Here is a 23,679-nt window from a genome sequence, read left to right on the forward strand (position 1 = left end):
AAAAACGAAGAAAACCTGATTCGATAAGCATCATGTGGCGTTTTTATATTCTGGTCAAAACCGGCACCTGCATATAATTTTTTGTTGAATCATTCTCACTTTGCATCTGAAAATCTATCCGCCTGGCAGTTCCCGATTCAATCTTTATACACGTCCAGATTCCATTCTGATCAAAATACTGAACCATTGGAATTGCTTCATTGGCGCCAATTTCCGTAAACTCCAAACCAAAGATAAATTGTGCCGGTAGTGTTACTTGTCCTGTTTTAATCCGTATATCATTGACTTTAAACTCATAATCAATGGTTGTATAGCTGATCCGTTTTACTCCAAGACTATAAACCGTATCTCCCCGGGTTGCCCGATAATTTACAAGCTCATCCAGCGGAAGCGCTGTCGGAATCCAACTGGTATCAGCTGTATTGATGATTAAATAATTCCCGATCAAACGAACGGAATCATATTCTGAATCTAATTTTCTGAGTCCGCTGATAAATTCAGGCGCATATACCGATGAATCCTGAACAAAAAATCTTTTACCCGATTGTAAGGTCTGATCTATCTCAAATTGTCCTTTATCCGATTTTTCGAATCTACACGAAAGGAAAGCCCCAATCAATGAGATAATAATTAGTAGTCTGATCACGCTGTATTTCTTTGTGTTGTTATTTTTTTAAAAGCCATTTAACGGTCACTTGCAAGTTGTCGTTGCGGATTTCGAAGAGCGTCAGTGTCCGACAGGACATGACGATCAAGAAAGGAGCAGAGACAACGCACACCACTGCACCCGCAATGCAATTTGCAAAATGTTAGCGGTAGCTTTTTGTTCTTTTTAATTTACCATTTTTATAAATTTCTTTCTTTTCCAACTTACCATTCTCATTAAAGTATTCCCAAACGCCCGTTTCTTTACCTAATTCATAGTGTCCTGATGCATAAAGTTTTCCATTTCGGTGCCAGTACTTATATTCTCCGTTTCTTAATCCATTTAAACGATTTTCATATTCTTCCATTTTGCCATCTTGATACCAATGTATCCATTCACCTATCTGTTTCCCATTTAAATACATTCCCCTATTTCTGATTTGTCCGTTGATGTAGTAAAAAATGTACTCACCGTCTCGCTTGCCTTGACTGAAATGTTCTATATATTGCAAATCTCCATTGTCGTAATGCCAAGTCCATTGACCTGTCTGCAAACTGTTAAGATATTCTCCATTAACTTGTAACGTATCATTGTCATGATATGAAATATATTTACCAGTGCCATCTTTAATTAACTGAGAACCTGTCTTTGACCAATAATTGATTATATGACATTGTGAGTGCTGTAATTTTATATTATCTATTTCGCAATTACTGTCAGACTCCTTTTCCCCATTTTCATACCATTTTTCATTTAGTCCGACTAAACATCCATCTTGATACAATCCTTTTTGTTGAATATTTCCATTTGGCCAATACGCAATTGTTTCGCCGTTTCTTTTTCCATTTTTATAATGCAACTTCAGTCCAATCTGAGAAGGATTCGTTTCACAATACGCAATCCAGACGCCATCTGGTAACGAGTCCGGTCGAATAAACAGTCCATTCTTTGGAAACAATCCGTCAAAGTAATGGACTGTTTCATTTTCCGTTTGTCCAGAAACAGACAGATTTATTAGAATACTCAATATTAAAACTATATAAGTTCTCATTTTTAAAAAAAAATTACCGCTAACGTATGTTTATGTTGCAATGCAACTTATATCTTATTATCAGCTACTCATGTAACTCATTGTTATTCTATGACTTATTCGTCGAAATATGGAACAATAAACTTTTGTTGTTTGCAAGAGTTGAGTTACATGTATTCGGCCTTTCGTTTTTTTTAGTCTTTTAAAAATAAACATAAAAATCTTTTGTTCAACAGGATGACAACATGTTTTGAGCCGATAACAAGTTCCCCCAATTCATTTATTCGGATTTTGGATCCATCAATATGGAAGAAAACCATAAACAACGCCAGCTACAGACCTTAACTGGCCCGAAAGACACCGGGCGACAAACCGGTTCGCGATTTAAAATATTTCGACATAAAGGCGATGTCGGAAAAGCTGAATTCATCGGCGATGTTTTGCAACGATTCGTTACCCGATTTCAGCTTTACCTTGAGTTCCAGAACCACATAGTCGTCACAACACCGGGCCATAATGGTGAGCATGAAGGAGCTTTAGGGATGGTTGTCGATCCTTTGCAATGCCAGCCTGCTGGCCTTTTTCCTGAAAGAAAGCTCACTCCGCCCGTCGGCTTTGCATCCGAAGTTTAAAACCATACGAAAGTCGATAAAACACCAGCTAAAAATGGACAGGCTTGCTGGAGATATCTTCACATAGCAAGCCGTCGATTTTTAGCCAGAGGATTCACTTTTGTACTTAAGCGATCACAAATAATCGAAAAAATACTGACTTACTTTTTCCATCAAATGTACGCGGTCTTTACCGCGTACGTTATGTGGATGGATAGGGTAAGCAAAAAAGTCGACCGGTTTATTTTGTTTTACGCACTCGCGCAGAAATTTCATGCTGTGCTGCATCACCACGGTTTGGTCCTGCACGCCGTGAATCAGCATTAATTTGCCCTGCAGATCTTTTACATGATTGACCATATTCGATTCTTCGTAGCCTTCCGGGTTTTCCTGCGGCATGTCCATGTAGCGTTCGCCGTACATCACTTCGTACATACTCCAGTCGACCACCGGACCACCGGCAACACCCACCTTGAACACTTCAGGATGACGCGTCATCAGGTTCAATGTCATAAAGCCACCATAGCTCCAGCCGTGCACACCAATGCGTTCGGCATCGACATAAGGCAGGCTTTTCAGGTATTCCACTCCCTGCATCTGGTCTTCGGTTTCGGGAATTCCGAGCTGACGGTGAACGGCCGTTTCAAAAGCGCGGCCGCGGTTATTGGTGCCACGGTTATCCATGGTAAAAGCAATGTAACCCTGCGAAGCCATGTAATACTGCCACCAGCGGGTTTGATACTGCCAGCTCTTGTCCACCATTTGCGAATGCGGTCCGCCGTAAACGTACACCACTACCGGGTATTTTTTGGATGAATCGAAATTCGGAGGAAGGATCAGGCGTCCAAACAGATCGTATTTCCCGTCAGCGGTTTTTAAAGTCACCAGTTTGGTTTCGCCCATGTTGTAGTCGGCCAAAGGATTTTCAGCCTCAAAAAGGGTACGCTGCGTTTTTCCATCGGTCGACAGCAAAGCTATCTTCCGGGGCACTTCCACTCCGTTCCAGTTATCGATCACGTAGGATGCTGCAGGGCTCAGCATCGCGCTGTGCATTCCTTCTCCGGATGACAGCTTCGTGCTTTTCCCGCTTTTCACTTCAATCTTGTAAATATGATTTTCAACGGGGCTGTCCTGTGTTCCTTCCACAAAAAGAAATTTTTCTTTCGGATCGAAACCAATGATTGAAGTTACCTCCCACTCTCCTTTTGTAATTTGTTGCACCAACTTTCCTTCGGTGTTGTATTTGTACACATGAAACCAGCCATCCTGGCGGCTCAGGTAATAAAACTCGGCTGGATTTACTTTTGAAAACTGTATCGGGAACAAGGGTTCCACATAGGTGTCAGCTGTTTCTTCGAACAAGGTTTTTACTTTCTCACCCGATGCTGCATCGTAACAATTCATCTGCATGTGGTTTTGCTCGCGGTTGAGTTCAGCCATATAAACGTTCTTTTCGTCGGGCGACCAAGCCACGTTGGTCAGAAAATGATCAAACGGCTCACCGGTTTTCAGAAAAGTGGTTTTGCCGGTTTCAATATTGTATACTCCCAGCGTTACATGGTGACTTGCCATTCCTGCCATCGGATATTTCACAGGTGTATATTCGGCTTCACGTGCCATAAAATCAACCAGCGGGTAATCTTTTACCATGCTTTCGTCTTTGCGGTAAAAGGCGATAAAATTCCCCTTGGGCGAAATAAAAATCCCGTTGGTGATGCCGAATTCGTTGCGGTGCACGGTTTGTCCGTTTACAATCCCGTTGCCGCCATCGCCGGTAATTTGTTTTACACTTCCATCTTTCAAGGCCACAAACAAATCATCGCCTTGTGTAAAAGCCACCCATTTCCCTTGCTCCGAAAAAACAGCGTTTTGCGCTTCTTTGGGCAGCTCAATGGAATAAACCAGTTTCTTTTCTGCTGCATTTATAATATAATAAGCACCGGAAGTTTGTACCAGCAACGAACCATCTTCCAGCCACTGACAAGCAGGGAAATAACGTAACGAAGCGCCAATGATCCCGCCCAATTCTTCCGTGGTAAGCAGGCATTTTTCATCGCCGCTCTTTGCATTGATCGCCACCAGCGAATCGCTTTTTATCTGCGTATAGTTTGCATCGTCCTGCCACGCAAGGCCTCTGAGCGAACCGGGATTCAAATAAGTATAGCGCCCCATTATCGCGTCTTCGAGGCTCATTTGTTTGGTTTGGGCAAACACTGAAATTTGGGAGATCAAAAGAAAGAACAGTACAATCCGATACATTTTCTGAGTTTTAAATTTGGGTGACGAATGTAGTAAAAGTTACTGACTGTCAGGATGAGAAAAAGCAGGGATTCCGGTGTTCAACATCAACACATGAATCTCTGCTCTTAAATCAATATTGAAAGATTATTTTACCTTTAATCAATTCTGTGTCTTTAGATTTATTACCAATCGGCTCAATTTCTAATTTGTCTATTTCCCCCGATTTTAATTTGGTGTCCTTAGTTGCTTTCTTTTGGGTTATGGTCAATTCTGTATTTGGAAACATTTTACTTATCCTCTCAAACTCTGACTTGTCAATTTTACCGGTTAATTTAAGTTTATCAATTGTGATTTCTTTTAGTTTATCAGGTACTAATATGCTATCGATAAAAGAAACTTCAAGAAGGTTAATCTCTTCTAATGCATAAATTGCTTCAGGTATTTCCTTAACCCTAATAGATATCCCTGAATCCGCTTCCTTTTTAAATCGGTATTTTAGTCCAATGTTATCAGTATCTTTTTTTCGAATCATCCAACCAATTTTGGGTGTTAAAGTGAAATCAGAAGAATCTTGTTCCAATCCAATAAATCCGGCCCACAATTCGAGCGGAGTCGTTTTTGTTACATCACCAAAAACCTCAAGGCATTGTAAATCAACCTTTACAATTTCTTCCGGTAAATTATCGCTTCCTATTAATTCTTGTAAATTATTTCGCTTGCCCTCCTTATTGTAGGGGAAAAATTTAACAACCCATCCATCAATTTTATCAGGTGCTCCGTATATCTTCTGCGAATGGGACTTAAACATATTTCGCCAAAAGTCTTTATCAATATCACCTTTCGAGGTTTTTATAAATTCTTCTAAAATTGGCTCCAGTTCATTTGTCCACCATTCTAAATCATATTCTCCTAAATTTTTCGCCTTATCATAAACCTTTTGCCAATCCTCCGGTGTTCCTTTTAAGGTGATTTCCGGAATTCCACAAACAATCCGGAAGACAACAAACTCGAAAAAAGGTTCCATCGCTTCCATTATCGTAATTTCCGATGCAACTTTCTCAATGGCTGTTGTGGTAGAAAAGTCTGACGATAAAGTATGAACAAGTTGCTCTCCGGTATAATTTGCAATCTGAGATGTAAACTGCGGAAAAACATTCTCCCAATCTTTTGGATTAACAGATGAATCCAACAAGTCTTTATTCGATTTAACTACCAATGACGCCTTACCATCAAAATCCAGAAATTTTTCTCTGAATAATTCCGGGTTCGCACTAACATGTCTTGCGAATCCCTGGCTTATTAACAACCAAATCATATCAGGCGATAATACAAATGGTCTGTGGTCGGCATAAGCGCGATACATTCCATTGAAAAACGAATGATAACCCATTGTCACTAAATGGTAAGGTGCCATGCTTTTTGTAACAATGTTGTACGGAAAATCGATCCTATCTTTTTCGACTTGAAAAAGATTCATACTTAAATCAGACAATATCAAGTGTTTGTAAACCTTATCATAGTCTGTTAAAAATAGCTGTTTCTCCGGTTTTGATAATTCTTCTACCTGAAATTTAATTTCATGCTGTCCGAATACATTTACTGTAATTCCGAGCAGTATTAGTAGGTTAAAAAACTTATTCATTTTATTGTCGGTTATGGCAGTTTATTGGTCTTTTTCTTGCACGTTAAGGTAACAAAATACTTCTCTTTTATTCTATTTTCCAAAACTATTTGTCATAACTAAGTAATTGCAAATCATCCACCATTTTTACCAGTTGAATAAATTCCGAGCGATAGCCTTCCTCATCTTCGCCTTTGGCAGCGCGTGCAAGTTCCAGAATGGACTTGATATTTGTACTTCCGGCAAATTCAGAACGACGCAGCAACATCCCGAACTCAGCTACGGCAGCCGAAAAACGGAAGTTGTCTGAAGTATTTTTCTGCAAATTATTCGCAACCGGAATTTCCAGCAGTCTGCTTCTGCCACCTTCGGGAGCTTTGTAACGCAGCTTAATGGTCAATAACTCCTCGCCCACTTTTCCTGAAACTGTTTTGGAAGTCTGGTATTTCAACGGATCAACCGACGGTTTGCGATCGTCATTGGCGATATTGGCCGGGATTATTTCGTACAAAGCCGTTACAGTATGACCTGTGCCCATTTCTCCCGCATCTTTTTTATCGTCGTTAAAATCCTCATCGTTTAGCAAACGGTTTTCGTAACCCATCAAACGGTACGATTTCACTTGTTTCGGATTAAATTCCAGCTGAAATTTTACGTCTTTGGCAATCGTGAAAAGTGTTCCGCCAAATTCGGTAATGAAAACTTTGCGGGCTTCCTGAATATTGTCGATGTAAGCATAATTCCCGTTTCCTTTGTCGGCGATTGTTTCCATTTTATCATCTTTGATGTTTCCTGTCCCAAAACCGAGCACAGTCATAAAAACGCCGTTTTCGCGTTCCTTTTCCACCAGTCGTTCCATTTCAGAAGTGCTTGAAACGCCTATGTTAAAATCGCCGTCGGTAGCCAGAATGATGCGGTTATTACCACCTTCAATAAAGTTTTCTTCTGCAATTTTATAGGCTAGTCTCAGTCCTTCCCCCCCTGCTGTTGAACCCCCTGCTCCGAGTTTTTCCAGTGCATCCAGAATCGTCTTCTTTTTATCTCCGGGAGTGGAATCGAGCACTTTACCTGCTGCTCCGGCATACACCACAATCGCCACGCGGTCTTCGGGGCGCAACTCGTTTACCAGCATAGTAAAGGCGCGTTTTACCAGCGGAAGTTTGTCGGGCGCGTTCATTGAACCGGAAACATCCAACAAAAACACGAGGTTCGAGGCCGGCAGGTTTGTTTTATCAATGTGCTTTCCCTGCAATCCGATGTGCATCAGGTAATGTTTGCTGTTCCAGGGGCAAGTCGAAACTTCGGTTGTTACGCTAAACGGATGCTCGCCGGTTGGTTCGGAATAATCGTAATCAAAATAATTGATCATTTCCTCTACCTTCACCGCGTCAACCGGTGGCAAATTTCCCTGGTTAATGTACCGACGAACGTTGGAATACGAAGCCCGGTCAACATCAATCGAAAACGTAGAAAGCGGATTTGCGTTTACATCTTTAAAACCATTTTCACGAATGGTGGAATAATTTTCGGTGTTGCAATCTGCCTGCGGCTGGAAATATAGAGCACGGTTTACACCTACTCCGGCAACGGCGCCGCAAAGGTTTGCTTTTTTCTGTACACCATAAGCTACAACTACTACCTCTTCTAAACCCACCTCATCTGCCTTCAAAACCACATTCAATCTATCGGTTTCCGGTATTTTCACTTTCTCGGTAATCATACCAATAAAAGAAAACACCAGTCTTTTATCACCGGGATTAACCATAATCTTGTAAAATCCGTTTACATCACTTACCGTTCCTCGACTTGTATTTTCAACACAAATACTTACTCCGGGAAGTGCAGCGCCCGACTCATCGGTAACGGATCCGGAAATCTCTCTGTTTTGGTTCGCGAAAGCAATAGTAGCCAAGCCCACTGCCATCATCAGGATTAAAAATATTCGTTTCATGATTTTCAGATTTAAATTAAAGTCACTAACAGGATGCAGAGGCGAAACAGATTCCATAAAAAATTTTAAAGTTTTCTGAATTATTCTACTTTTAGTCGGATTTTTCAAACCAGAATGAAGCTTATCTACAGCCGGCACCGAAACCAAAAAAGCGATGAAGAATTGCTTGCCCTCTTTCTTGAAAAAGGAGATGTGGGTGTGTTGGGTGAGCTTTATGAGCGTTACATTCACCTGGTTTTCGGTTTGTGCCTGAAATACCTGAAAGACACACACAAGTCCAAAGACGCGGTAATTTCGATCTATGAAAAAATTCAGACAGAAATTGACCGCCACAACATCAGGAACTTTAAAAGCTGGCTGTACGTAGTTAGCAAAAACCATTGTTTAATGGAATTGCGCAGGGCAAAACCGGGGCAGATTGTTTCATTAGCTGAGGTGGAAAATAGCGATTCGTTTATGGAAAACGATGCTGAAATGCATCCTATTGACGGAGAGCGAACCGAAGATGTGGAGCAAGCATTGCAAGACTGCATCGAACAGCTGAAAGCCGAGCAGCAAAAAAGCATCCGCTTGTTCTATTTCAGCAATAAATGTTACCGCGAAATTGCCGGTTTAATGCACATCGATGAAAAAAAAGTAAAAAGCTATATTCAGAATGCGAAACGAAATTTGAAGATTTGTCTGGATAAAAAGAAATGAAGAACCGCAAAAAACATATTGTTTTTGATGATTTCAGAAGGTATCGTGCCAACGAAATGACGCCGGATGAACGAAATGCGTTTGAAAAAGAACTGCAAAAAGATCCGTTTATGGCCGAAGCGCTGGAAGGACTGGAACAGCTTTCTCCGGAAGAAATGTCTTTGCAGCTTCTTGAACTTTCTAAGCAAATTTCTTCGCCTAAGAAAAAACGTAAGATTCGTTTTGTGGCCGCGGCTGCGTCGATTCTTATTCTTGTTTCGATTGGTATTTTATGGCTGCAGATCAGCAAACAAGATCCGGTTCCCGAACTAACTCAGACTGAAAAAATGGAACATCCTGCAGCTGTTCAGGAAAAACAGACTGAACCTGAGTTAAAGGATACAGAGGAAGAATTACCGATAGCCGAAATAGAAGTTGAACCAGACACGGAAGAACTTCAGCAAGAAAAAACGGAAACGGATAAAATAACTACTGCTCCAAAACCGAAAGAAGCAGCCCCGGTTGTACTTCCGATTGAAAAGAAAGAACCGGTAGTGGTTGCTGAAGCACTGGAAGAAAAAGAAGAGGAACTTCCGATTGAAGCTTTAAGCGGTCGAGTTCAGGGAGTAACCGTTCAGTCAAAAATCACTCCGCAAATGAAAGGCAGTGTTGCGAAACATGTGGCACCCGGTGCCGAAATAAGAATCAGAGGTTATGCCACCCTTCAGTCAAATCCTACGCCGCCGGCCGTTAAAGTACTCAAAGGCAAAGTGATTTCGGCTTCCGACAAATTGCCTTTACCCGGTGTTTCCATTGTTGAGAACGGGACATCCAATGGCACTGTTACCGATGTCGAGGGAAATTTTGTACTGCCATTAACAGACAGTCTTTCAACCGTAACGGCCAATTTTATTGGAATGGAAGCCAAAGTAATTTCTCCAACCGACAGCCTGAGTTCGATCATAGAACTGGAACCTGATCAATTGGCTCTGGATGAAGTGGTGGTGGTTGGTTATGGCGTACAAAAGAAGGAGTCTCTAACCGGAAGTGTCACCAAAGTAAGTCCCGAATTGCCAACCGAGAAGCTGGCTGCAGAACCCGTTTCGGGATACAAAACTTACTACGAATATTTAAAATCGGAAGCCATTTTACCTGCCGATTATCCGAACGAAAAAGAAGTAGTAAGACTTCGCATTAAACTGAACAAAAAAGGAGAAATTGAATCGATCGAAAATCTCAACCATGCGGATGAAACCTTGGTTGAAAAAGCAAAACAAATCGTTTTAAACGGGCCTGCCTGGAAACCGGAACTTTTGGATGACAAACAAGTAGATTCAACCGTAAAACTTCGAATCGTGTTCCGAAAAGAAAAATAAAATCACTTCTCCGCGCTGGAGTGGTCACTGATAATTTTCCATTCACCTTCTATTTTCTGAATAACCAGGGTGAAATGCCCTGCAGCATCACCAATCTCACGTGTTAATTCAAAACGGCCAATCATCAATACCGTCTTTTTGTCGATTTGAGTAAGTTTCAGCACCTTCAAATCGAGATGCCCCATCGCTTTTTTGTCGGGATAACCTTTCTTGTAATTATCCAGGGTTGCCTGCCAGCCATAAGTTGGGCCGCGACTTCCAACAAACGAAAGCTGATCCGACTTCCAGTAGGTTTCCATAAATTTTTCCAGGTTACCCTCGTTCCAGGCATCCACCTGTTGCTGAATCAGCTTCCGAATATTGCTCTCATCCTTTTCATTTAAGCGATGTTCAGCCGTTGCCGAAAAGCTGAAAAAAACCGTAAGCACAAGAATTATTATTTTTTGCATAATCAATTTTGAATGTTCCTTGCTAAATTAGCAATCCTTCCCGGTAAGGGAAATATAAAATCAATTCGATGACAACAAAAACATTCGCAAAACTCGTCTTTGTCTTCCTGCTTCTCAGCTTTAGTCAAACTGCAAAATCGCAAATTAAATTTGGCGTATTTGCCGATTGCCAGTATTGCAATTGCGATACAAAGGGAACCCGGCATTACCGAAATTCTTTGGAAAAACTCCAAAGCTGTATTCATGAATTCAACAATAACAATGTTGCTTTTGTCGTTGGATTGGGCGATCTGATCGATCATGAATTTTCGAGTTTCGACGGAATTACTCCCGTTCTTTCACATTCAAAAACAGAAGTTTCCCAGGTGATCGGCAATCACGATTTGTCGGTTGAAAATGAGTATTTTGAAAAAGTACCTCAAATGCTTAAACTCGACAAAACCTGGTATTCGTTTGAGAAAAAGGGATGGCGTTTTATTTTTTTGAATGGATGTGATCTTACTTTTCAATCGAATGATCCCCAAATCGTTGAAAAAGCCAAGGCACTTACCGCAGCATTGAAAAACGAGGGCAAACCCAATTACCACAACTGGAACGGAGGCATTGGGGAAGAACAGCTTCAATGGATGGAAAATGAGCTTAAGAAAGCGCAGAACAGCCGGCAAAAAGTAATATTGTTTTGTCATTTTCCGCTACTCCCCTATAATGCGCATTCACTTTGGAATACCGAAGAAGTGGTTGACATCCTGAAAAAGTACGATTGCGTAAAATGCTGGATGAACGGTCACAATCACGCCGGAAACTACACCTTTGCCGATGGTATTCATTTCCTAAACCTGAAGGGTATGATTGAAACAGCGGATATCAACACCTTCTCCGTTATAAAGCTAAGTAAAAAGGCCATCGAAGTGACCGGTTATGGGAATGAGCCACAACGTACTTTACCGATCAACTAAGCGCCCGACAGCAATTCATTTTACTCTTTTGGATCGCCAAATCTTCTGCAAAAGAAAGTCGGTCACTCCTGTGAACAAAACCTTCTCATTCAGGTTTTTAATGAAAATACTTTACCATGAAGCAGATCAAAAAAGAACAAGTCGACCAGGGCGTATTTGACCTGTACGACGAATATGCGCACAACAAGATCGATCGCCGGCAATTTATGGAACGACTTTCGGCCTATGCTGTTGGAGGATTGACAGTTTCATCACTGATGAGTTTTATAATGCCCGATTACCAGGAAAAGATCCAGGTAAAGGCCGACGACAGTCGCTTAAAAACGGAGACCATCGAATATGCTTCGCCAAAAGGCGGAGGCAAAATTAAGGGGCAGCTGTCGAGACCTGCGGGTAACACAAAAAAATTACCCGGGATTGTGGTGGTTCATGAAAACCGTGGTTTGAACCCACACATCGCTGATGTTGGCCGGCGGGCAGCTTTGGAGGGCTTTATTTCGCTTTCGCCCGATGCTTTAACACCGCTGGGCGGGTACCCCGGCAACGATGACGCAGGCCGTGAGCTGCAGAGTAAACGCGACCGAAACGAGATGCTGGAGGATTTTATTGCGGCATTCGAAACCCTAAAAAATCACCCGGAATGCGACGGAAATGTGGGCGTGGTTGGATTCTGTTTTGGTGGCTGGATTTCAAACATGATGGCGGTACGGGTACCGGATCTTAAAGCTGCCGTTCCTTTTTACGGAGGACAACCCGAAGCCGAGGATGTGCCAAAAATTAACGCTCCGCTCCTGCTGCATTTTGCATCTCTTGATCAACGGGTAAATGCAGGCTGGCCGGCCTACGAAGTGGCATTAAAAGCCAACAATAAAAAATACACAGCTTACATGTACGAGGGAGTGAATCATGGTTTCCACAACGATACCACCCCGCGTTATGACGAAACAGCTGCAAAACTTGCCTGGAAACGAACCATCGATTTTTTTCATCAGCAACTTAAATGAACATAATAACGTTATTGATAGTGCCGGCTGGCTTCTGGCATATACTTTGTATTACTTCGCAACCAGGTTCTGCAACGAACCTTTAAAATCATTAAAAAGTAAGTCATGAAAAGAATTATTTTATCCTTGGCCGTATTGTTGTTTTCTCTCGGCTCATTTGCCCAAAATAATCAAGGGGCAATTATTTCAGTAGAAGGAAAATCATTGGTTAAGCTGATGCCCGAAGACCTTTCGTTTACCGTAAACCTGAGTGTAAAAGATAACAACTATACAAAGTGTGCCGAGATGGCGGTTGAAAAAATGGACAACATAAAAAAACTCTTTGTAAAAAACGGCATCGACAAAGATTTGCTAAAAGCTAATAATTATTCCATCCGCGAAATCCAAAAATACGATCCCGAACTGCGGCAGTCTGTATTTGACGGCTACGAAGCCAATATTCCGGTGACTATCCGTACAAAACGGGATTACAAAAAGAACGATAAAATCTTTGAGTTGATAAAAGACAACCTGGAATCGAATTTCAATCTCAATTTTTCACTTTCCGAAGAACAAATGAATGCGGTAAAAGAAAAACTGATTACGCTGGCAGTACAAGATGCCCGTCAGAAAGCCGAATGGATTGCCAAAGCTTCGGGAACAACGCTCGGAAAAATTAAAAACATTCAGTACGGGGAAGCTCAACGGTCAATCGGGCCGACACAACCCGAACTTCGTATGTTCGCCATGATGGATCAGGCGAAATCGTCAGCCCAAATAACGGATGTACTCAATCCAGATGAAGTGGAAATGAACACCAATATTTTCATTTCGTGGGAAATTAACCAATAAGCGACAACACAACAGATAAAAACAAAGGGCTTGTCCAAAAAGTAAATGTCACGCAAAGCACGCCAAGATTTACTCAAAAGCACGCAAAAAAAGAAGCTAATCATGAGCAATCTGCGACCTTTGCGCTTCTTTTGTGTCTTTGCGAGAACCTGTTTTTGCCAACTTTTTGGACAGCCCCTTCTTTATTTTTAGTCACCTCCGTTACTTTTGCTTGTAGACCCGCACGTAATCGATGTAATACTTTTGCGGCAACAAATCTTCGGCGATGCCCTGCTTGCCTCCCCAGGCACCTCCAATAGCCAGGTTCAGGATCAGATATTGTGGCTGATCAAAGGGCCACGCTTCAACTCCCGTCCCATCGTTTTGGCAGGTAAAATACAGCTGATCATCGACATAAAAACGCAGTTCACTCTCATCCCATTCCAAGGCGTACACATAAAAGTTTTCGTAAGGTTTATCCATGACAATACTGCTTCCCCGCCCGGTTCCAATGGAGTGATTGTATTTCTTGGTATGAACATTCGCGAAAATATGATCAGGATCGTAACCTACGTTCTCCATAATGTCAATTTCGCCACAATCAGGCCATCGTGTGCCTTCCCTGTGGTTGTCGCCCAGCATCCAAATGGCCGGCCATGTACCTTTTCCGGTCGGAAGCTTGGCTTTTACTTCAATTCTGCCATAAAGCATGCTTTTTTTACCGTAAGTATGCAAACTGGCCGATGTAATCTCGTGTCCTTCCCAATTATCTTTCCGGGCTTCGATTACCAGGCAGCCGTTTTCAACACGTGCATTTTCGGAGCGGCCTTCGGTGTAAAACTGCGCTTCTCGGTTTCTTACATAGCCCACCTCGTACCCCCAGATTTTCGGATCAGGTAAACCATCTTTTTCAAAATTATCTTCCCAAACCAACTCCCACTTTTTACCGGTATCCGGAGCAGATTGCTTTTGGGGGGAATTGTTTTCAGCGGAGCAATCAACTGAAGTTGAAACTACTAAAGCAGCCAAAAGAAAAATCGTTTTCATCATTAAGTTTAATTGAAAGGTTTTTCCCAAAGATAACAAATAAAGAAAATTCTAAAGTTGACTGTCCACAGAGTATTACGCCAACTTTATTTCAGCAAAAAAGCTGAGAATCGAATTTTCTTTATTACACCCCTCTGTCATCCGTCAGCTGAAGGATGACATCTCCCCTGAAACTCAGGGGAGAATATAAGGAAACCCCGTGGTCTGCCACGGAGAATTATTTAATTGACTGTTTTCTTTTAATTGATAATTAAATTTTTACGATGAGTTGGCAAGGCAACAAACATCTCATCAGCTTCTGTTACCTTTGCCGCAAATAATTAAGCATGGGAATAACAGTTCATCCGGAGGCAAGAGGCCTTATATTCGATTTGGACGGAACGCTCTCCGATTCACTACCTGTTCACCTGAAAACCTGGGAGATGATTGGCGAAAAATACGGATTCAGTTTCGACCGTCAAATTCTTTATGAATTAACCGGCCGCCCCACCATTGATTTTGCCCGTCGCGTGGTGGCCCAATACGGACTTAGCGAAACGCCCGAAAACCTTGTCAGGATGAAACAGGAACTGTTCTGGGATCATGCTTCGCTGTTAAAACCTCACCAGCCGGTAATTGACCTGGTATTTGAATACCATGGCAAACTTCCGATGGCAATTGGAACGGGAGCCAGCCGGCGGAGCGCTGAAGTTCAGCTGAAATCGCTGGGCTTAAACAAGTATTTTGATGCGGTGGTAAGTTCCGACGATGTTACCCGGCACAAACCACAACCCGAAACTTTTTTGAAGTGTGCTGTGTTAATGGGCGTAAAAGCTAAGCAATGCCAGGTTTTTGAAGACGGGGTACTCGGTATTGAAGCCGCCCAAACAGCCGGGATGTTTGTAACCGATGTTCGTCCTTACACCTACTGATCAAGCCTTTACATCATACACTTAGTAATGAAGGTATTTAAACAACTTTTTATTATTCTGGGGATTAACCTCGCCGGAGAATTATTGAGCAAATACCTGCACCTTCCCATTCCGGGCTCTATTTCCGGGATGATATTGCTGCTGGTATTATTGCTTACAGGAATTTTAAAGGAAAAACATATCCGCGAAACAGCCGATTTTATGATTCAGAATATGGGATTCTTTTTTATTCCGGCAACCGTTGGTGTACTGGTTACTTACCATGCTTTGGACGGTCACTATTTTCAAACCTCTTTAGTTGTTGTGCTGTCAACCATTATCGTTTTGGCGGTTACTGCATTGTCCACCCAATTGTTGATTAATTTAAAAGAACGATGGAAAAAATAACCAACGCCCACCTTTTTGGTATTTTCCTTACCGTGGGCTGCTTTTATGTTATCTCGCTGGTCCGGAAACGATCGGGCCTGAACTGGCTCAATCCGCTTCTTTTGTCAACCGTCATTATTATTTGCATTTTGGTTATGGGCGATATTCCTTACGATCATTACATGAAAGGCGGAAGTGTTATCCATTCACTTTTGGGACCGGTTACGGTGGTGCTGGCTTTACCGCTTTACCGCCAGCGAAAACTTCTGGTTGAGCATAAATATTCCATTTTAGGAGGAATTGTTTCGGGTGTTTTGTCTGCCATCATTTCAGTAATTGTACTCTGTCGTTTGTTGGGAATAAATGAATTGCTGGAACGTTCCCTCATCGGTCATTCGGTCACCACTCCCATCGGAATCGGTGTAGCCAATATGCTTCAGGCCAACGAAGGAATCACCATCATTTCCATCATCATTACAGGATTACTGGGCGGTTCGCTGGCTCCTTTTATGCTGAAATTACTGCGCATTACCCACCCGGTGGCCAAAGGATTAAGCATTGGTACTTCGTCGCATGCATTGGGAACGACCAAAGCCATTGAAATGGGCGAAACAGAAGGTGCCATGAGTGGACTGGCAATTGGTGTTGCTGCACTTACCACCGTGCTGGCAGTCATCTTAATGCAGCTGATGGGCTGGTATTAATTAAACTGAACGTCGCTTAATTTTCCGATAAATACAATTTTGCTTTCACCGGGTTCGATCACCAGATCTCCTTCGGTGAGTTCGAAGTTGCCGCCTACACCCTGCAAAATGTACTCAAAAGGTTCGTCTTCAAAATACAGCACTCCCTTGGTGCGGTAGATCAGGCGCTTATTTACATCCATCAAATACGAAAACCAGCGAAGAAATTCTTCTTTTGGGATGGGCGTACCAAATTCCATTAATTTGGTTTCGATGTGTTGGTGTACCGAAGGAAAATGCACAAAATCAAAAGCCGTACGGATCTTCTGCATCACTTTATCCAACTCCACATCATTGGCATTTCCATAAGCTGTCGGAATCATTCGTGCAAAGGGATTCAGTTTTCCAATTTCTTTTAGGAACGCTTCATGTTGTCCTTTTGTCAGTTCATTCGATTTGTTGATCAGAATCAGATCGGCTACTGCCAACTGTTTTAACGAAATTTCCTTTTCAGGAATTTCATCAAAATGAAGTGCATCCACCAAGCAAATCGTACCGTTGAAAGCGTATATTTCCTTTAATCTTTCATCGCTAAAAAAAGGCTGAATCACCGGTGCAGGATCGGCTACTCCCGTGGTCTCGATCAGCAAGTGCTCCACATCCGGAAAACGATCAGCCAGTTCCTGTAAAACCAGCTCATATTCGTCGGTAATCGTACAGCAAATGCACCCCTGCTTCAATTCGAACATCTGACTGGCATCCACTCCTTTGATCAGTTTAGTATCGATCGCCACGTCGCCAAATTCGTTTTCCACCAGGGCAAACTTTCGCTCCGGATATTTCTGAAGCAATTGGTTGATAAACGTGGTTTTTCCAGCTCCCAAAAAGCCGGTTATTACGGTGACTGGTATTTTCGTATCTCTTTTCAAGTGAACAGTGAAAGTTTTATTCTATCCAAACACTCCAAACAAATTTAAGATCACAATGATCATCGCAAAAATCAACATGTAACGCACATACTTCGCACCGCCTTTTACGGTGAAATTTACCCCGAGCCAGCCTCCAAACATGTTGCCTGCTGCAAGTATCAAACCCGCCCGGATATCAACTTGTTTATTGTAAATAAAAATTCCGAGCGAAAAGATCATGTACATCAAAACAATAAAAACTTTCAAAGCATTTGCTTTCACCAGGTTATGTCCACAGCCCAGTACCAAACCGGCCAGTAAAATAAATCCCACTCCAATTTGAATAAATCCGCCATACAAGCCGATAAAAAAGAAAATGAGGTACTGCCAGAATGTTGGTTTCGCGTTTACCGACCCCGCGCGTTCTTTTATCCACACATCGGGTTTTAATACCACCAGCAAAAGCATCATCACCATCACTCCCGCAATGATCTTTTCGAGCAAAAAGGTATTTATCTCGACCGCAACTAACGCCCCCACCAGTGAGCCCAATACTGCCGGAATCGTCAACCGAAAGTCTTCTTTATAATCGAGGACTTTCTTTTGGCGGAAAGTTCGAACGGTAACGATATTTTGCATCAAAATAGCAATCCGGTTTGTGCCGTTTGCCACGTTGGCCGGCAATCCCATAAACATTAGCAAGGGAACCGTCAGCATCGATCCGCCACCGGCTGTCGTGTTTATAAAACCGGCTGCAATTCCGGTTCCTATCAGGGCTAAAACAAAATACCACTCCATGTTTATCGATTTTGCGGGTATAATTCGGCTTCCTATTGTTAATCACTACAAAGGTGTGAAATAACAGTTTGTAATTCAAAACAAAAAAGGTGTTAACTCTACGCCAACACCTTTCAACTATTCATTTACGCTTTGTTCCTTTAGCGGGTTGCCACAATCATGGCGCGGAAATAACCGATGGACTCGGCAATTCCCATAAAAGGATTGTCCATGTTACGTTCGTGTTCCAAACTTATCACACCTGTATAGTTTACTTTACGCATCATTTTCACAAAGGCAGGAAAATCAATAATGCCTCTTCCCACTTCTACCGAATACCCCAGTTTTGTGGTTCCGGTCACATCTTTCAGGTGAATATCAAACACACGTGAATGATACTTTTTTAAGTCGGCCACCGGGTCTTTACCGTTACGGGTATCGTGACCGATGTCGAGACACATACCGATTCTCGGATCCAGATCTTTTGTTTTTTCCCAAACTTCATCCGCATCCTGGTAAATGTCGATATCGGGACCGTGAAGGTGAATGGCATAAAAGAATCCATATTCTTTTACTTTTTCATCGACATAAGGCAACAGATCGTAATTCGGAACGCCGACAATCGTATTCACGCCCACCCTTTTGGCGTAATCAAAATACTTGTCGACATCTTCTTTCGATTTCATATAAAGCGGGCCCACAGCATAACCTTTTACACCGTATTCGGCACATTTGGCATGAAAAGCGGCAATTTCTTCATCGGTACTTGCTACCGGCAAATGAAAATCCTTGATGCACAAATAATGAACATCACAACGTTGCAGGGTTTCAAGCGTAGTTTGAAGATCGAATTTATGGAAGGTGTAACCGGCAACTCCCAGCTTAAAGTTCTCTTGAGTTTCCGGCGCCGGTTGAGGATCGGGCCTTTTGGGCTGTTGTGCATGAACTGCCAACTGTGCAAAAACAATCAGGACAGTTAATGTCAAAAGTTTTTTCATGGTTCAATGATTTAGATTTAATGGGTATAAAAGTAGCAAATAATTTACGGAACCAGGCTTGCGGCCTAAAAATGAAATGGAGGATATAACCTAATCCCGGTCAGAAAATCTTGATTGCTGAACATTCAACAGGTTTCACGGAAGCTTTTTTGTGCTCATCACGTCCTCTGAAATCAAGAAGACAACCGGTTTTCCGGAGACCGGATTCGTACGGGTAATCACCACAGTGTCGTATACTGCTTCAATGTCTTTATAATTGAGCACATCCATCGGAATACCTGTTTTACGAACGCCTCCCTTTTGCATCATGATCAGCTGATCGCAATATTCTCCGGCGAGATTCAAATCGTGAATTATCATCAGAATGGTCAGTTTCAGATCGTGGCTCAAGCGGCGGATAAGGTTCAAAATCTGAACCTGGTGTGTGATATCAAGATGCGATGTGGGTTCATCCAGCAAAAGCAACTGAGGTTCCTGTGCCAGTGCACGGGCAATACCCGCCAACTGCTGCTCTCCCCCACTCAAGGCGTTCATGAATTTGTTCCGAAGCCGGTCAACACCCGTGAGTTTCATGTATTTCTCGACAATGGCAAAATCGTTCTCGTTCTCAAAAAACTGAAACTGTTTTCGGTAAGGCATGCGGCCCATTAACACATACTCTTCCACGGTCATTGCGCCTGCCTCGATTGTTTGCGTAACAATGGCTACGTTTTGCGCGCGTTGCCGCAAACTCATTTTGTGAATGTTTTTTCCGTCTAAGGTAACTACCCCTGTTAATGCGGAAAGCTCGGCAGAAATGCCTCTGAACAAAGTAGTTTTCCCCGATCCGTTGGGGCCGATGATTCCGACAAAGTCTCCTTTCTGAATACCAAAGCTGACATCGTCGAGGACAAAATGCCCCGGATAACCGCACGAAAAATGTTCTATGTTAACAAATGACTGCATGTATTCAATTTAATTTAACGTGAGAACGTGACCTACTCAGCACAACAATAAAAACCAGTCCGCCTGCAAAACCTGTAATTACGCCTATTGGCAACTCGTTGGGAGCAATGATCGTCCGGGCAATCGTATCGCTTAACACGAGAAAAATAGCGCCTCCCAGAAACGATCCGCCCAGCAATATCCGGTAATCGTTACCGATAAGCAAACGTACCAGATGAGGAATTACCAGTCCCACAAAACCGATCACCCCGGCTACGGAAACCGCAATCCCGGTGAGCAGCGACGCCACAAAAAACAACAGGCGAACCGTAACATCGGTATTGATTCCCAAATGTTTTGCCTTGGCATTTCCCAAACGCAGCGCATTTAAAGGCTGTGCAAAGAAATAAGTAATGATCAGTCCGGCCAGCGACGAATACATTGCGATTCTTATTAACATCGAATTTGATTCGTCCAGCGCCCCCATCACCCAAAAAACAATGCTTTGCAGGTTATCGGTAGTCGAGATCGACATCAAAAACATCATGGCCGACGATGAAATAAAACTCACCATCACCCCAATCAGCAACATGCTGTTGATACTAAGCCCTGCCCTTTTTATGCTTAGAAAATACACCAAAAACAAGGTGATTATGGCTCCTAAAAAGCCAAACACGGGAAGCGTAAGAAAGCTCAGGCTATTCAGTCCAAAAACAATGGCAATGGCAATCCCCAGCGCCGCTCCACCTGAAATACCCAGGGTGTAAGGTTCCACCAGCGGGTTACGGTAAATCCCCTGTAAAATAGCCCCGGAAAGACTCAAGGCACCTCCAACGGCAATAGCGAGAATCAACCGGGGTATTCTGATCCGGGTAAGAATGGTAAACTCCATTGAATCGGGTTGCGAAAGGATTTGCGGAAGCCGGCTAATCGGAATATCGATTTCGCCCGATGAAAGAGAAATGGCCACCGAGATCGCCAGCAACAACAACAGCGCCGCTAAAAAGACGATCCACTTCCAGTATTTTGTTCGTATTCCCGCCATCCGCTTATTCACTTAAAAAACGATACATATCTTCGAGCGCGCTCACAAAATTCTGAGGAGTCGGACTACAGGAAGTCTCCGAGTTTATTAGAAAAACCTTGCCATTTTGAACGGCCGACACACTTTTGTAATTCATCCACTCCTCTTTTTCCGTTTCGCCAAAACCTCCCATGGTCGCAATAATAATCACATCGGGATTACGCAGCACCACACTTTCGCGCGTCATGGTTCCCTTGGTAAGCCCGGCCCCAATGTTGGAGCCGTTACAAAATGTAATAAAATCGTTCATAAAGGTATTTTCCAGCACCGTAAAAATCGGATTGGCGCCAATCTGAAAAAAGATCTTCTGAGGTTTCAACGATTTGGTTAGCTGCTGAATTTCCGCCACTCTCTTTTCCAGAGGTTCGAGCACTTCAGTTGCATGTTCTGAGCTTCCGAGCAAATCAGCAATGAATTTTGTTTGTTCGCACATTTCGGCAAAATTACGCGGCGATTTCATGGTTTCGACTCTTATTCCCAGCTTTTCCATGGCTGCAATGTCCTGTTGTTTGGTCAGCTGCAAAGCCAGCACGAGGTCGGGCTTTAGCGAAAACAGTTTTTCAATGTTCACATCGATGGTAGACCCCACCTGGTCAACACCATCGTTTACCGCCTGCGTGCAATAACTGGTACATCCCACCAACTTGTTCTGCGCGCCAATCAGGTAAATATTTTCGGTAATCGATGGCGCCAGCGAAACCACACGTTGCACCCCGGTTCCAAAAACCGGAACAATTAGCAGAAACAGTACTACCGAAAGCCAAATGCTTTTCGCATTCATTGGATACTTTTTTCAACCCGGAAACAACTTACAGAATCATGCGAATGATTCCCGACACTTTACTCCCGAAGTTCGTTCATCTTTTTTTGTTGGCAGGTTTTCTGGCTCGTTCTCCGACTTCAACCTTCTCATCCGTTCACCAACGGATAATGGTGTAAGAAAAGTCAGTTTGTTTTGTAACAGATCCTGACGAAGAATTTTACTTTATTCTTTTTTATCAGGATTCTGTTTTTCTAACGATTTGATTGAGATTCCTCACAAATCTTAAGAAAAAACCGGAACTTACAGCTGCGGGTACAGCTCCGGAATTTAACCGGATTCCCTTTTAACGACACTTCGTTACCAACCTCCGACAAAGGTAGAAAATTTTTTGTGGCAGTTGGCTGCTCCGGTAAGGCAAGTCAGCACCTTGTTGGATTTACTTTGTTGAGGGTGTATGAAAAGTATGAAACTTACATAAAAAAACGAATGGAACACAGATAACGCAGACTCAACAGATTTTCGCCGATTTTATCCGTGATTATTTGCAAAATCGGTGTTATCAGTGTTCTGTTTTTATACACTAACGTTCAAGGTGTAAGCCAGGAATATTTTCATTTCAATTTTCAGACACCCTCATAACCTCCTTTGAACCTACTGCTTATTTCCTTCGACGGGAGGCTTACTTCAACAAATGGGAGGCTTACTTTAACAAACGGGAGGCTTACTTTAACAAATAGGATGCTAACTTCTTTAATTGGCATGCGAGTTTGTAAAATCAGGCTGCTTATTTCCTTTTACAGATTGCATACTTCCATCTACAGGATGTTTATTTCTACAGATGGGATGCTTACTTCTTTAACTGGCATGCGAGTTTCTAAAATCAGGATGCTTATTTCCTTAGACATCGTGCCCGTTTCCTGAAGAAACATCCTTTCAAACAGATTTACTTTTGAATACTGCTCTTTTGCACACCACAATCCTATTTCTTTGTCTTCCTTTTCCCCAGTCGTATCAGGCCGTAAACCAACAGTGTTACAATCAACCAGAATGGCCACAGGTTCACCATAAAGAGTATAAAATCGATAAAGCCAAACCAGCCTTTCGACAGGGCCTGTTTTAATCTTTGACCAAAATTGTCGCGGTCGGTTGGATTGTATTTAAAGTCTTTTCGTTTTGTGAGGGTCAGGTTCAGCGTACTGTAATCGACCAAATCGCCCAGGTATTTCAGTCTGCCGGTTGTACTTTCAATTTCCTCTTCAATTCCACGTATTTCCTCTTCAATCTCCAGTATTTCTTTTACCGTTTTGGCTTGCGAGAGCAGTTCGTTGTATCGTGCCAGGTAATTCCTTTTGTTTTGAAGCCGGGTTTCCAGGTCAATAAACTGATCAGTGACATCGCGTGCCTCAATCTCCTTGAATTTTATTTCGCCCTTACCTTTTTCTACGTCGCTGACAAAGCGGTCAAAGGTTGAACCGGGTATCCTGATTTTTAAATTATACGAAGATTCCCGTTCGGTATTATTAAAGCTCTCGTTGTCGTAATAACCGCCATACATTTTCACCAATGTATCGATACGCGATTTGGTACTTTCCAGGTCTTTTACCTCTATCTGTAAACGCCCGTCTTTAATGATTTTCTTTTTGATCCCTTCGTGCTCTTTCACCGGAGGTAGCGGCGGTGGCGGCGGACTGGACAAATCTTCCCGGGTTACCGGCATAATTTCCTCTTCGATTTGATCCAATGCGTACGATCTTTCGTCACCCTGATGCTGCCCGCATGAGGCCAGTAAGACCATTAAAACAATAATTGAAAGAATGAATTTCATTGGAATAGTTTTTTGATTTA

At 42.6% G+C, this 23,679-nt stretch carries 23 protein-coding genes and 1 riboswitch; of the genes, 8 read left to right on the forward strand and 15 right to left on the reverse strand.

Annotated elements, in window-relative coordinates; genetic code table 11:
• Positions 1–43 precede the first annotated feature (43 nt).
• From MR764_RS09310 to MR764_RS09335, 6 genes are all read right to left on the reverse strand, one after another.
• Positions 44–646, reverse strand: a complete 603-nt coding sequence (locus MR764_RS09310; RefSeq protein WP_247979142.1) for a hypothetical protein — start codon at positions 644–646, stop codon at positions 44–46.
• Between the two features lie 163 nt (positions 647–809).
• Positions 810–1,697 carry a toxin-antitoxin system YwqK family antitoxin gene (locus MR764_RS09315; RefSeq protein ID WP_247979143.1) on the reverse strand — a complete coding sequence of 296 codons (888 nt, stop codon included), beginning with the start codon at positions 1,695–1,697 and terminating at the stop codon, positions 810–812.
• Positions 1,698–2,017: 320 nt separating this feature from the next.
• Complete coding sequence (locus MR764_RS09320) at positions 2,018–2,203, reverse strand: helix-turn-helix domain-containing protein (protein ID WP_247979144.1); 186 nt, start codon at positions 2,201–2,203, stop codon at positions 2,018–2,020.
• Positions 2,204–2,422: 219 nt separating this feature from the next.
• Positions 2,423–4,546, reverse strand: a complete 2,124-nt coding sequence (locus tag MR764_RS09325) for a S9 family peptidase (RefSeq protein ID WP_247979145.1) — start codon at positions 4,544–4,546, stop codon at positions 2,423–2,425.
• A gap of 112 nt (positions 4,547–4,658) precedes the next feature.
• Positions 4,659–6,170 (reverse strand): DUF4419 domain-containing protein, encoded by a 1,512-nt coding sequence (locus MR764_RS09330; protein ID WP_247979146.1) that lies wholly within the window; start codon positions 6,168–6,170, stop codon positions 4,659–4,661.
• Between the two features lie 85 nt (positions 6,171–6,255).
• The gene (locus tag MR764_RS09335) at positions 6,256–8,100 is read right to left on the reverse strand and encodes a VWA domain-containing protein (RefSeq protein WP_247979147.1); all 1,845 of its coding nucleotides are present in this window, start codon (positions 8,098–8,100) and stop codon (positions 6,256–6,258) included.
• Positions 8,101–8,214: 114 nt separating this feature from the next.
• On the opposite strand from MR764_RS09335, the gene MR764_RS09340 reads away from it, so the two are divergent.
• Both MR764_RS09340 and MR764_RS09345 read left to right on the forward strand, forming a co-directional pair.
• Complete coding sequence (locus MR764_RS09340; RefSeq protein ID WP_247979148.1) at positions 8,215–8,799, forward strand: sigma-70 family RNA polymerase sigma factor; 585 nt, start codon at positions 8,215–8,217, stop codon at positions 8,797–8,799.
• Positions 8,796–10,154 carry a carboxypeptidase-like regulatory domain-containing protein gene (locus MR764_RS09345; protein ID WP_247979149.1) on the forward strand — a complete coding sequence of 453 codons (1,359 nt, stop codon included), beginning with the start codon at positions 8,796–8,798 and terminating at the stop codon, positions 10,152–10,154. The genes MR764_RS09340 and MR764_RS09345 overlap by 4 nt, the downstream gene beginning before the upstream one ends.
• A gap of 2 nt (positions 10,155–10,156) precedes the next feature.
• On the opposite strand, the gene MR764_RS09350 is transcribed toward MR764_RS09345, so the two are convergent.
• Positions 10,157–10,603: a nuclear transport factor 2 family protein gene (locus MR764_RS09350; RefSeq protein WP_247979150.1), complete on the reverse strand. Its 447-nt coding sequence runs from the start codon at positions 10,601–10,603 to the stop codon at positions 10,157–10,159.
• Between the two features lie 68 nt (positions 10,604–10,671).
• Between MR764_RS09350 and MR764_RS09355 the strand changes: the two genes are divergently transcribed.
• The 3 genes from MR764_RS09355 (at position 10,672) to MR764_RS09365 (ending at position 13,394) form a co-directional block, all read left to right on the forward strand.
• Positions 10,672–11,559 (forward strand): metallophosphoesterase, encoded by an 888-nt coding sequence (locus MR764_RS09355; protein WP_247979151.1) that lies wholly within the window; start codon positions 10,672–10,674, stop codon positions 11,557–11,559.
• Between the two features lie 116 nt (positions 11,560–11,675).
• Entirely contained in the window at positions 11,676–12,563 is an 888-nt protein-coding gene (locus MR764_RS09360) for a dienelactone hydrolase family protein (protein WP_247979152.1), read from the forward strand.
• Between the two features lie 105 nt (positions 12,564–12,668).
• Positions 12,669–13,394, forward strand: coding sequence for an SIMPL domain-containing protein (locus MR764_RS09365; protein ID WP_247979153.1), 726 nt, complete (start codon positions 12,669–12,671; stop codon positions 13,392–13,394).
• 201 nt (positions 13,395–13,595) lie between these two features.
• On the opposite strand, the gene MR764_RS09370 is transcribed toward MR764_RS09365, so the two are convergent.
• Complete coding sequence (locus MR764_RS09370) at positions 13,596–14,423, reverse strand: glycoside hydrolase family 16 protein (protein ID WP_247979154.1); 828 nt, start codon at positions 14,421–14,423, stop codon at positions 13,596–13,598.
• A gap of 323 nt (positions 14,424–14,746) precedes the next feature.
• Between MR764_RS09370 and MR764_RS09375 the strand changes: the two genes are divergently transcribed.
• From MR764_RS09375 to MR764_RS09385, 3 genes are read left to right on the forward strand one after another with little or no spacing between them, the layout of a single operon-like run.
• The gene (locus MR764_RS09375) at positions 14,747–15,331 is read left to right on the forward strand and encodes a beta-phosphoglucomutase family hydrolase (RefSeq protein ID WP_247979155.1); all 585 of its coding nucleotides are present in this window, start codon (positions 14,747–14,749) and stop codon (positions 15,329–15,331) included.
• Positions 15,332–15,358: 27 nt separating this feature from the next.
• A complete protein-coding gene (locus MR764_RS09380; RefSeq protein ID WP_247979156.1) occupies positions 15,359–15,718 on the forward strand; it encodes a CidA/LrgA family protein in 360 nt (119 codons plus the stop codon).
• Positions 15,706–16,401 (forward strand): LrgB family protein, encoded by a 696-nt coding sequence (locus MR764_RS09385; RefSeq protein ID WP_247979157.1) that lies wholly within the window; start codon positions 15,706–15,708, stop codon positions 16,399–16,401. The genes MR764_RS09380 and MR764_RS09385 overlap by 13 nt, the downstream gene beginning before the upstream one ends.
• Here MR764_RS09385 and MR764_RS09390 read toward each other — a convergent pair.
• The 7 genes from MR764_RS09390 to MR764_RS09420 form a co-directional block, all read right to left on the reverse strand.
• On the reverse strand, positions 16,398–17,309 hold the full coding sequence (locus MR764_RS09390; protein ID WP_247979158.1) for a GTP-binding protein: 912 nt from the start codon (positions 17,307–17,309) through the stop codon (positions 16,398–16,400). The two genes, MR764_RS09385 and MR764_RS09390, sit on opposite strands and share 4 nt — an antisense overlap.
• A gap of 21 nt (positions 17,310–17,330) precedes the next feature.
• Positions 17,331–18,086, reverse strand: a complete 756-nt coding sequence (locus MR764_RS09395) for a sulfite exporter TauE/SafE family protein (protein WP_247979159.1) — start codon at positions 18,084–18,086, stop codon at positions 17,331–17,333.
• Positions 18,087–18,226: 140 nt separating this feature from the next.
• The gene (locus tag MR764_RS09400) at positions 18,227–19,063 is read right to left on the reverse strand and encodes a sugar phosphate isomerase/epimerase family protein (RefSeq protein ID WP_247979160.1); all 837 of its coding nucleotides are present in this window, start codon (positions 19,061–19,063) and stop codon (positions 18,227–18,229) included.
• 135 nt (positions 19,064–19,198) lie between these two features.
• Positions 19,199–20,008, reverse strand: a complete 810-nt coding sequence (locus tag MR764_RS09405) for an ABC transporter ATP-binding protein (RefSeq protein ID WP_247979161.1) — start codon at positions 20,006–20,008, stop codon at positions 19,199–19,201.
• A gap of 4 nt (positions 20,009–20,012) precedes the next feature.
• Positions 20,013–21,032, reverse strand: a complete 1,020-nt coding sequence (locus MR764_RS09410; RefSeq protein ID WP_247979162.1) for an iron ABC transporter permease — start codon at positions 21,030–21,032, stop codon at positions 20,013–20,015.
• Between the two features lie 4 nt (positions 21,033–21,036).
• Positions 21,037–21,852, reverse strand: coding sequence for a helical backbone metal receptor (locus MR764_RS09415; protein ID WP_247979163.1), 816 nt, complete (start codon positions 21,850–21,852; stop codon positions 21,037–21,039).
• A gap of 73 nt (positions 21,853–21,925) precedes the next feature.
• Positions 21,926–22,214: riboswitch (cobalamin riboswitch) on the reverse strand.
• 599 nt (positions 22,215–22,813) lie between these two features.
• Positions 22,814–23,659 carry a DUF4349 domain-containing protein gene (locus tag MR764_RS09420; RefSeq protein ID WP_247979164.1) on the reverse strand — a complete coding sequence of 282 codons (846 nt, stop codon included), beginning with the start codon at positions 23,657–23,659 and terminating at the stop codon, positions 22,814–22,816.
• Positions 23,660–23,679 lie beyond the last annotated feature (20 nt).

The sequence above is a fragment of the Maribellus sp. YY47 genome (genome assembly GCF_023111095.1).
Classification (GTDB): Bacteria; Bacteroidota; Bacteroidia; order Bacteroidales; family Prolixibacteraceae; genus Draconibacterium.